9 protein-coding genes are annotated in these 9,231 nt (G+C 56.3%); 3 read left to right on the top strand and 6 right to left on the bottom strand.

Going from position 1 to position 9,231, the window contains the following annotated elements; translation table 11 throughout:
- Positions 1-61: 61 nt before the first annotated feature.
- The 5 genes from ACELLULO517_RS29160 to ACELLULO517_RS28135 all read right to left on the bottom strand — a co-directional run bounded on the left by ACELLULO517_RS29160 (position 62) and on the right by ACELLULO517_RS28135 (position 4,223).
- Complete coding sequence (locus ACELLULO517_RS29160) at positions 62-301, bottom strand: transposase (protein ID WP_227310832.1); 240 nt, start codon at positions 299-301, stop codon at positions 62-64.
- A gap of 18 nt (positions 302-319) precedes the next feature.
- The gene (locus tag ACELLULO517_RS28150) at positions 320-970 is read right to left on the bottom strand and encodes a hypothetical protein (protein WP_227310831.1); all 651 of its coding nucleotides are present in this window, start codon (positions 968-970) and stop codon (positions 320-322) included.
- A complete protein-coding gene (locus ACELLULO517_RS28145; protein WP_227310830.1) occupies positions 961-1,476 on the bottom strand; it encodes a hypothetical protein in 516 nt (171 codons plus the stop codon). The genes ACELLULO517_RS28150 and ACELLULO517_RS28145 overlap by 10 nt, the downstream gene beginning before the upstream one ends.
- Positions 1,477-1,568: 92 nt before the next feature.
- Complete coding sequence (locus ACELLULO517_RS28140; protein ID WP_227310829.1) at positions 1,569-2,471, bottom strand: SDR family oxidoreductase; 903 nt, start codon at positions 2,469-2,471, stop codon at positions 1,569-1,571.
- Between the two features lie 423 nt (positions 2,472-2,894).
- Complete coding sequence (locus ACELLULO517_RS28135; RefSeq protein WP_227310828.1) at positions 2,895-4,223, bottom strand: sensor domain-containing diguanylate cyclase; 1,329 nt, start codon at positions 4,221-4,223, stop codon at positions 2,895-2,897.
- A 1,118-nt stretch (positions 4,224-5,341) separates the two neighbouring features.
- On the opposite strand from ACELLULO517_RS28135, the gene ACELLULO517_RS28130 reads away from it, so the two are divergent.
- From ACELLULO517_RS28130 to maiA, 3 genes are all read left to right on the top strand, one after another.
- The gene (locus ACELLULO517_RS28130; protein ID WP_227310827.1) at positions 5,342-6,331 is read left to right on the top strand and encodes a zinc-dependent alcohol dehydrogenase family protein; all 990 of its coding nucleotides are present in this window, start codon (positions 5,342-5,344) and stop codon (positions 6,329-6,331) included.
- Between the two features lie 252 nt (positions 6,332-6,583).
- Positions 6,584-7,432, top strand: coding sequence for an oxidoreductase (locus ACELLULO517_RS28125; protein ID WP_227310826.1), 849 nt, complete (start codon positions 6,584-6,586; stop codon positions 7,430-7,432).
- Positions 7,433-7,439: 7 nt separating this feature from the next.
- On the top strand, positions 7,440-8,105 hold the full coding sequence (maiA, locus tag ACELLULO517_RS28120; RefSeq protein WP_227310834.1) for a maleylacetoacetate isomerase: 666 nt from the start codon (positions 7,440-7,442) through the stop codon (positions 8,103-8,105).
- 176 nt (positions 8,106-8,281) lie between these two features.
- Here the strand turns inward: maiA and ACELLULO517_RS28115 are convergent, their stop codons facing one another.
- Positions 8,282-9,079: an NADPH-dependent oxidoreductase gene (locus ACELLULO517_RS28115; protein ID WP_227310833.1), complete on the bottom strand. Its 798-nt coding sequence runs from the start codon at positions 9,077-9,079 to the stop codon at positions 8,282-8,284.
- Positions 9,080-9,231: the final 152 nt, after the last annotated feature.

Genomic DNA, 9,231 nt, shown 5'->3' with positions numbered 1-9,231 from the left:
TGCCGTCGCAACACGGTATGACAAACGAGACGACAACTTCCTCGCCTCTGTTCAGCTCGCCTCAATCCGCATCTGGCTGCGTCATAATGAGTCGGTGACCTAGTGTCTTCAGCCGGTTGATCTGGCCTTCTACTTGACCATTGCTCCAACGTTCCCGGATAGCATTGCGAACTGCGGCTATGTCATTTTGTAAAGTCAGAGCAAATCGCCGTAGGCCATAGAGGCCGGAGCGATGTGCTTCATTCATCCAGCCATCGAGGCGATTTGGCTCTTTGGCACGTAAGATACCGCGGAACTGCATCGCAAGGCAGCGCATCGTTCAAAAGCTTGGCGACACCTGTTTCAACAGTGCCACGCGCGCTGTCTGTTCTTCAGTCAGCAACTTCGTCGGCTTGATACACAACGATGCCGCGGGGATGGGAGGCACCGGAAGCACCCCAGGCGATAGGGTGGCCGTATTGTCTCCAGCGAGATCTGTTAGGAAGCCAGCGTGGTCTGCGCGCCGCCATTGGCCAAGCAGACGTTCCAGATGGGTTTGGCTGCCTGTGTAACCGCGAGCCTTCAGCTCCGGCAGCAGATGGCGGGCCGACCTATGCCCCTCTGCCCATCGCTTTGCCAAATAGTCCCCAAATTTTGCCGGCGTCGTTGCTTTGGGCGCCATGGCCCGGCGCTCCGGCAAGGCGTCGAGGGACAGCCATTTTGTTGTGGTTTTCCAGTGCAAGCCGACCTCTCGCCTGATCGATGAGGCGGTCCCGCCGGCTCTCTGCAGTTCCTTAGGGCGATCGAACATCGCCTGCCATTGCGCACGGCGGCCGCTGCGCGCGAGATGGCGATGGCGAACGAGTTCGGGCTGTCTACCGTGGCCCTGATAGTCAGCCATCGTCGCCGGTGTGATCGGATCACGTGGCAGCCGAGCACGCTCCACACCCCGCTGTTCGTGGCTTAGCTGCTGCTCAATGGTCAGGCGCAAATTGTCCAGCAGGTGGAACCTGTCCGCGACCTGCCGCGCCTGAGGGGCACCACGCGCCGTCCGTGCGCATAGAGCCCGCATCGGTCACGGCTCACAATCCCAATTTCAGGACGACGGCTGAGCCAATCCGCCGTGGCGTCGGCCGAGTGCTCGGGCAGAACATCGACGACGCCGCGTCTTTCGAGATCGACAATGACTGTGCCGTATCGGCGCCCCTTCAAACAGCTCCAGTCATCAATGCCCACAACTCTTGGGCTCTTGATGCGGCGAATACTGATGGTTTCTTTTAGGCTGCGCAGTACCGTGTCGTCGCTTTGCGGCAATCCCAGCTGCCCGAGAATTCTCTCCGTCGGTCGACCGCCGACGGAATAGCCGATAAGGCGCGTCGGTTCTGTCATCCGATGGGTCCGCCGCGCGTGCGGGTGCGCAACATCGGGCAGATGGGAGGCGGTGTCGATGATCCGGATCGAGAGGCCGTATCTGGCCAGTTCGGCGGCCAGCCTCACCGGCCGGCCAAGGGCGGGCCAATCACATGCATTATGTCAATTCTCTCGATTTCCTGTCCCGGTGCGCCGGAGTTAATCGTAACCAATTACTGTTAGGGCGTCTTCGTCGATGCCAACTCAGTAAGCCCGAACAGGCGTAGACGCAGACTGTCCAGCACCGCCGTCGGCAGCAGTCGGGGAAGCGTGGCTAGCAGCCGCGCGTCGCGCCCTGCGGGATAGCGCAGTTTTGGGCTCTTGCTGGCAAGCGCATGGCAGATTGCCTCAGCGACCACGTCAGGCCGGCTTCCACGCACCTCGCGCGCCGTTGCCTTGGTCGTGAACCGACGAAAAGCCGCGCCGTAGCGCTGCTGCATGGGCTCAGACCAGCGGGCGATCGTCTGATCGATACCACCCAACGTTTTCTCCACGGCCGGGGTGTTAATCGATCCGGGTTCGATCAAGCACACGCGAATGCCCTCCGACTTCAACTCCAGACGCAGTGCATCGTTGAAGGAGGTGAAGGCCGCCTTGGCTCCGCACAGCGCACCGCCAAAGGGGATCGTGATCCGTGCACCAACTGAGCCGAGATTGATGATCCGCCCGCGCTTCGGGCGCAGCAGGGGCAGAAAGGTCTGAATCACGGCAATTTGCCCGAAGGCATTTACCTCGAATATGGCGCGTAGCTGTGCGAGGTCCATGACCTCCATTGGCGCTGAAATGCCAATGCCGGCATTGTTGACAAGCCCGTCCAAACCGTCACTTCCGGTTGCCGCTTGAACGATTGCGCAGGCTGTGCGGATGCTCTCCTGATCCGTTACATCCATGGTGAGCGGAACGATTCGACCCGTCACGGCCTCGGCCGCAACTGCCTCTGCATCAGTCTGTTTGCGACAGGCGGCAAAAACCCGCGTGCCCCGCCCAGCAAGCGCGAGGGCGGTGGCCCGGCCGATCCCACTAGAGGCCCCTGTCACAAGGACATTGCCTGTCCAATTCTTCTCCGACTGCGTGCCGCTCATGTTTCCGCTCCTGCGAGTGTTTTTATGTTGCTGATAAAGACCGAATGTCGGTGCGCTGTCGACTGCTTAGACACGGACGCGCCGCTCCGAGCTCCGCCAAAGGCGCTACCTTTCAATCGTTGTCAGGATGGCGGTGCTGCAAGACGACAAACATGGGCTGCCCTGCCCTGTTGTGCTGCAGAGCGGGAAGGCCATATGCGGACCTTAGGCGCTGTCTGCTGCTCCAACCACGAAGCGCGCGTTCTGCTGATTTCCATTTTTGAAACGGGAGCTAAACTCAAGGTGCCATCGCGTCACCATCCGTCACCTAGAGCGACAGAAAATAGGGGGTGTGACGCTGCTATCTGTAAGGCGATCAAGATTGACAATCTGCTGAAAGGCAAAAAAATCTCAATCCAACTTCGATTGGAAGCTGCTGTTTAACTAAGTTTTCTTCATGACAACCTGATTGCGGCCGCTATGCTTTGCATCATAAAGCGCGTTGTCAGCTCGTAGCATTACGCTGTCAATCGTATCGTTAGGTAAACGACACACACCTCCAATACTGACGGAAATATTCAGCATTGCTCCCGGAATCTCGAAGGGCTGGCTTTCAATCCCTGCCCGCAAGCGTTCAGCAACGCTGCTTGCTGTCTTGTAAGTGGTCCGCGGAAGAAGGATCGCAAACTCTTCCCCGCCAAGGCGTGCTAGTTGGTCACCACCACGCAACAGGCTAAGGCAGCGGCTCGTGAACTGTTGCAGCACAAGGTCGCCGACCGCATGCCCGTAGGTATCGTTGATTTTCTTGAAATGGTCGAGATCTAGCATCAAAATGGCAAAAGAGCGGGGACCATCTGCTTCGAAGATCGTCTCCATCTCTTCAAAAAATAGTCGTCGGTTTATGGCTCCGGTCAGAGGGTCAGTTCCCGCCAGCCTTTTTAGTTCACGTTCGTAAGCACGCTCGCGGGTTACGTCGAGAAACAAGTTGATGTTAAAATTGCCGATCGTGCGATGGCGAAATTGAATTGTCCGGATCTCGCCAGAAGCCGCCGTTACATCCAAATCGAACGGCGTCATTTCTCGGCCTTCCAACCTGGCTGTCTCTATTTCAGAGTACCATTTTCTCCTTGCAAAATCTCGATATGCTGGATCCGGATAGGCCAGCTGCCACCAATCAGCAGTCGTCTCAAGCTCATGCTGATAATAGCCAAAAAGCCTGCGGCAATGGGCGTTGGCAAAGTGAATTTGGTCGTCGTGATCCGCAATTTCAAATCCGAACGGAAACCAGTTCAAGATGTCCATCATGTTGTCCTGCCATCCGGCTAAAGCGACAGATCCTTTCGGGGGAGCGTCGGTGAAAGTGAAAAGACGCAACATTTCTCCGTCCACAACGAGACGGCTCAGTTGGACCATCAGCATCCGTCGCTCACCGCTCAAATGCCCATGAATTATGACTGCTTCACCGGCCCTTCCTAGTGGCGATCGACTCCAGATCTGCGTGAGCATCTGTTCGGCGTCCAAACCAATAACCTCACCTACAACACGATTCGTGAGTTGATCACGCCCTGTCCGAAAGAAGGTTGAGGCGTAGTCGTTGGCGTGACGTATGAAAAGGGTGTCCTTCTCGACCACCAGCACGGCGGCCCCAAGGCAGTTAATCCAGAAAAGCATTTCTTCAGCTGTCTTTGACTCCGCTGAAGCGGATACGAGTTTACCCTCGCCCATAGAAGATTCTGCGCCGACCTCGCCATGCGTAGGCTTGTCTCCCGACATCAATGGATTTCGCCTCCAACATGAGTTAGCATCTACGCACAAACCCTCTAATTGGGCCGCTGCCAATAGCCAGTCACTTTCGAGGATATCCAAATTGTTGGGCTTGCTGCTCTAAACCCTAAACATTTCCTTTCGGCGATGCCACCCTGTGGCTCCCTCGCCGCCAGAAATGGGCATGTGAGCGGCATTCGGCCCAAAAACCAACCGGTTTCTGATTACTTTTGACCGATGTTACGCTAGTCTTCACATATTGGTGGGTCGCCGGCAATGCTTGAATTCCTGGGATCGTCGGGGTTCCGTGCGTCGGTTTAACGGCCAGCTCATCATGAAAGTAGGGCCGTTTATGATCAATCCAACTCAGAACGCGACAGCGTCAGGCACGCACACCTGTGTAACCCTCTTCGCCCGAGCACTGTCAGCATTAGCCTGACGATCAAGTTAAAGTGCAGCGTAGACGCTGAAAAATATCTGCAATGATTGGTCGGTAGGAGTTCATCTCCAGATGCACATCCTGGGCACTGACGCCACAACTCTTCTTTTTCGACCGTTTCCTCAAATATACGATGCGAGCAGACTCAAGTCGGCTCCACCCAGGCGGTCATCGGCCTTATCTCGTTGATCCCAATAGGGATATTGAAGCCAAACGAGTGCCATTTGAGCGGCCGAAACATTCCGACTGCCTGCAATCTCGATCAACGTCTCGACAATTGTTCCACGGTCGATCTTCGTCGCGGATCGGCGGTTGTGTCCATCCGGAGAACTGACGCGTGCCTTTGGGCGTCTGCTGATTGCGACGCATCTCAGTCGCCAAAACTATGCCGACGTCATTCCTTAGACCATTCGATTGGATTCAATGTGTTCGTGAAGCTCATTCAGGAAACTCCAAAGACAGTCGGCGGATTCAAGCTCATTGTGTGGGAGCGTATAGGGAACCGGGAGAGCCACGCGCGGTGAGTGCCGCTTAGCCTTCATTTGAACAACCAACGTTAAAATATCCGGCCTATGCTGTCGGGCATCTATCGGTCATAACACTCAAGACCGTTGTCGTGACGTCTCTTGTAGAACCATACCTAGGCCGACGGTTTCTGGCAGAACTGGCCATTTGCAAAGGATCTTTCATGTCACGTGTCGTTCGCTTTCACCGCTTGGGTGGGCCCGAAGTGTTGCAATTCGACGAGCTAGACATCGGCAATCCCGGCCCAGGCGAGGTTCGCATTCGCGTTCGGGCACTCGGTCTCAATCGTGCAGAATGCATGTTTCGCCGTGGGGTTTACCCCGAGGTTGCTCTCCTTCCGGCAAAGATTGGTTATGAGGCATCCGGGGAGATTGAAGCGGTCGGCTCGGGAGTGGTCGATCTTTCAGTCGGCGACAAAGTCAGCACAATCCCAGCCTTCTCTTTAAACCAATACGGCGTCTATGGAGAAGCGGCGATCGTGCCGAGCTTCGCCGTCGTCAAACATCCATCCAGCCTTTCCTTTCCAGAGGCAGCCTCGATTTGGATGCAATATCTCACCGCTTATGGCGCAGTAGTGGAATACGGACGACTGAAAGCCGGAGAGACCGTTCTCGTCACGGCAGCGTCAAGCAGCGTTGGACTCGCGGCTATCCAAGTCGCCAATAGTCTCGGTGCAACCGCAATCGCGGCGACCCGCTCCGCGGCAAAGCGAGATGCCTTGCTCGCGGCCGGAGCCTCTCGCGTCGTCGTGACCGACGAGCAAGATCTCGCCACGGAAGTCATGCGCCTCACAGATGGAAATGGGGCAAACCTCGCCGTTGATCCAATTGGCGGCCCCGCGATGGACGCGATCATAAACGCCCTCGGCGAGAACAGCGTTCTCGTGCCGTACGGCATCATGATAACGGAGCCTACGATCTACCCTCTCGTTACAGCTCTCGCCAAGAATTTGACTATTCATGCGTTCACGCTTCCCTTTCTGACCCGCGATCCCAACCGCATGAAGCAAGGCAAGGAGTTCGTTCTGAGCGGTGTTGAGGCCGGGCAGCTCAAGCCGATTATTTCCCGGATTTTCCCGTTCGAAGAAATGGTAGATGCCCATCGATTTATGGAATCCAATCAACAGGTCGGAAAAATCGTCGTGACGATTTAACGCAATCGCTGGCAGATTTTGTTGGTCGTGCAACCATAATACGATCTAGCGCATGGCATTAGAACGACGCGATGAGCGCTGCTCGCCCGCAACATTCCGTGAAAGCCGACTCTGGTCATAGCAAAACGCAGAACAATCGTTGGTGCGAAGTAAAGTTATCCTAAGTATATTTATTGACATTCCTGGTTGACTACGCCCTTTGTGAGTGCTGCGGATCGGCGTGCAGATTTATTTAACAGAGAAGGGAAAGATATGGCGTCGCAAGATTCTCCTGTGTGGCTTATCACCGGTTGCTCGACCGGCTTCGGCCGGGAGCTTGCAAAGCTCGTTATCAACCGTGGGTGGACAGTCGTGGTCACCGGGAGAGACAAAGCTCGGGTCCAGGACCTCATAGCTGGCGCCGAGGACCGGGCCATGGCACTCGATTTGGACGTCACCAATACTGGGCAGATCGCCGCAGCCGTGAGAGAAGCGGAGGCAAGGTTTGGCGCGATCGACGTTCTCGTAAATAACGCGGGCTATGGCTACCAGGCCTCTGTCGAGGAGGGCGTGGACGCGGAGATCCGCAGCCAGTTTGACGCCAATGTCTTCGGCCTTTTTGCGCTGACGCGAGCGGTCCTCCCCGGCATGCGAAACCGCCGAAAGGGCCATATCTTGAACGTTACCTCAGTTGCTGGCTTCGTTGGTTTTCCAGGCTCCGGCTATTACGCGGCTAGCAAACATGCGGTCGAAGGATGGTCTGACGCATTAGCGGCCGAGGGTGGGCCGCTTGGTATCAAGGTCACCTGCATCGAACCCGGGCCGTTCCGCACTGATTGGGCTGGTCGTTCACTCGTTCAAACTCGGAGCAAAATTCCCGACTATAATGACACGGTTACCGCGCGGATGAAGGGCATCGTCGAAGTCAGCGGCGATCAGGCCGGCGACCCTGTGCGTGCAGGCAAAATCATGATCCGGATAACCGAAATTGAAAATCCGCCACGCCACTTGGTCCTCGGCGCAATCGGCTACCATACGGTCACGAAGAAACTCAGGGCTGCGCTCACTGAGATTGAATCCTGGCAGGAAACAAGCGTATCTGCCGATTTTCCGAGAGCGTAGCAGTTTGATGACCAACCCTGTCTTCGAGCTTTACGGCTTCTGGCGTTCCTCTGCGACCTATCGCGTCCGGGTGGCCCTGGCCCTCAAAGGGCTTGCTGCCAAAGAAATTCAGGTGAACCTAGAAGACGGGGAGCAGTTCGCACCTGCCTTTCTCGCCATTAATCCGCAGGGCACGTTACCGGCGTTAGTCCAACCCGATCACCCACCCCTCACCCAATCGATGGCAATCATGGAGTATTTGGAGGAGCAGTTTCCTCTCCCGCCATTGCTGCCCGCAGGGGCGCACGCGCGGGCGCGAGTGCGGGCGCTCGCAGCGTCTATGGCGAGCGACACACATCCGCTGATCGTGCCACGTGTGCGGAAATATCTGACCGGACCTGGTGGGTTAGATGCCACCGCTTGGCGCGCTTGGCAGACTACCTGGTTCACGCGCGGGCTCCAGTCGATGGAGAACCGGTTATATGCGGACGCAGCCACCGGTGCTTTCTGCCATGGTGACCACCCGACGATGGCCGATATCTGCCTCATGAGTGTCGTGGCTGTCGCTAAGGTGTTCAAGATCGAAGTAGCCGATATCCCGACCTTGGACCGCATCATCGCGCGATGTAACGATATGGAGCCATTTGCCCGCGCCGAACCGGCACTGCAGCCAGGCTCACCTCGCGAGATCTAGACCGTGCCCATCTTCTGTTGGCTAGGTTGGCTCGGCATCTGAATGAAGTATGGCTTGTTTGGTGCCGAACGACTTGGAGCTTCGTAAGGGGTGTTTTGAACAACGCGCAAGTTACATAGATCCACTTGGGCACCATAGAATTTTTCGTCTATGTGTCTTCGCAATCACGACCGCTGTTAACGAAGCTCAAAGCCGAGCTGAGCGAGCGCATCGCGAAGGCGGTCTCTCCCCGCAAGTTGTGACACTTTGGACATACGCGAAAAAACGCGATCTTTCCAAGTCGTTCGCATCGTTTCGTTGCGCGCGCTGAAGGCGGCCATGGTCTGGTCGTAGCCTTCGAAGATCTCCGTTTCGACGGCATTGTCGTACTGGTTATGACTAAGAACGGCTTTCTGTGGCAGTCTGGGCTTTACGTCGGGAAGAGCGTCAGGATTGGCATACCCTACGCACAGCCCAAAGACCGCAAACGAGCGAGACGGCAGATTGAGAATGTCAGCAACTTCCGTCGGGTTGTTCCTCAACGCGCCGATATAGACTGTAGAGAAGCCAAGTGACTCAGCCGCAATAACTGCATTCTGTGCGGCGAGTGCAGCATCAATCGACGCTACAAGAAAGGTCTCGAGATATGGCAGCGCCTCGAGTGAAATTCCCCTTTGGTCGGCCAGCTGCTCATTCCGTGACAGGTCTGCCAACCAGACAAGAAACAGTGGGCATTCCATGATGTGCTTTTGCCCTGCAGCCACTGCGGCCAAGCGGCTTTTTAGTTCGTTGTCCATGACTGCTACCACGGACCATGTCTGAAGGTTCGAAGAGGTTGCCGCCGATTGGGCGGCCGCAATGAGTGACTGCAATGAGCCGGTCGGAAGAGGATCGTTAAGGTAGGAACGAACAGAACGATGGCGTAGCAGCAGATCAAGGGTGGAATTCCACGAACCTGTCGGGGACGGAGGCGGGGCTCCATATCGCGCCCTCATCGCGCGATCTGAAGAACCTCGGGTTTCGGTCATTAAAAAACCTTTCATGCGGGAGTGTCAGGAATTTCGTGTTTGGCCGGTGCTGTCGAACATTGCTATGCGGCTGCCCGTTTGAGGCGTTCGCCGAACATGACAGCAAACTGAGCCTTTGC

Source organism: Acidisoma cellulosilyticum (assembly GCF_020621385.1).
Taxonomy (GTDB): Bacteria; Pseudomonadota; Alphaproteobacteria; order Acetobacterales; family Acetobacteraceae; genus Acidisoma; species Acidisoma cellulosilyticum.
This window is presented reverse-complemented; position numbering and strand designations above follow the sequence as displayed.

What these genes read in the sequence shown, in the direction of transcription:
- ACELLULO517_RS29160 (WP_227310832.1), bottom strand. Translation starts at nt 301, where the DNA reads ATGCAGTTCCGCGGTATCTTACGTGCCAAAGAGCCAAATCGCCTCGAT.
- ACELLULO517_RS28140 (WP_227310829.1), bottom strand. Translation starts at nt 2,471, where the DNA reads ATGAGCGGCACGCAGTCGGAGAAGAATTGGACAGGCAATGTCCTTGTG.
- ACELLULO517_RS28135 (WP_227310828.1), bottom strand. Translation starts at nt 4,223, where the DNA reads ATGTCGGGAGACAAGCCTACGCATGGCGAGGTCGGCGCAGAATCTTCT.
- ACELLULO517_RS28130 (WP_227310827.1), top strand. Translation starts at nt 5,342, where the DNA reads ATGTCACGTGTCGTTCGCTTTCACCGCTTGGGTGGGCCCGAAGTGTTG.
- ACELLULO517_RS28125 (WP_227310826.1), top strand. Translation starts at nt 6,584, where the DNA reads ATGGCGTCGCAAGATTCTCCTGTGTGGCTTATCACCGGTTGCTCGACC.
- maiA (WP_227310834.1), top strand. Translation starts at nt 7,440, where the DNA reads ATGACCAACCCTGTCTTCGAGCTTTACGGCTTCTGGCGTTCCTCTGCG.
- ACELLULO517_RS28115 (WP_227310833.1), bottom strand. Translation starts at nt 9,079, where the DNA reads ATGAGGGCGCGATATGGAGCCCCGCCTCCGTCCCCGACAGGTTCGTGG.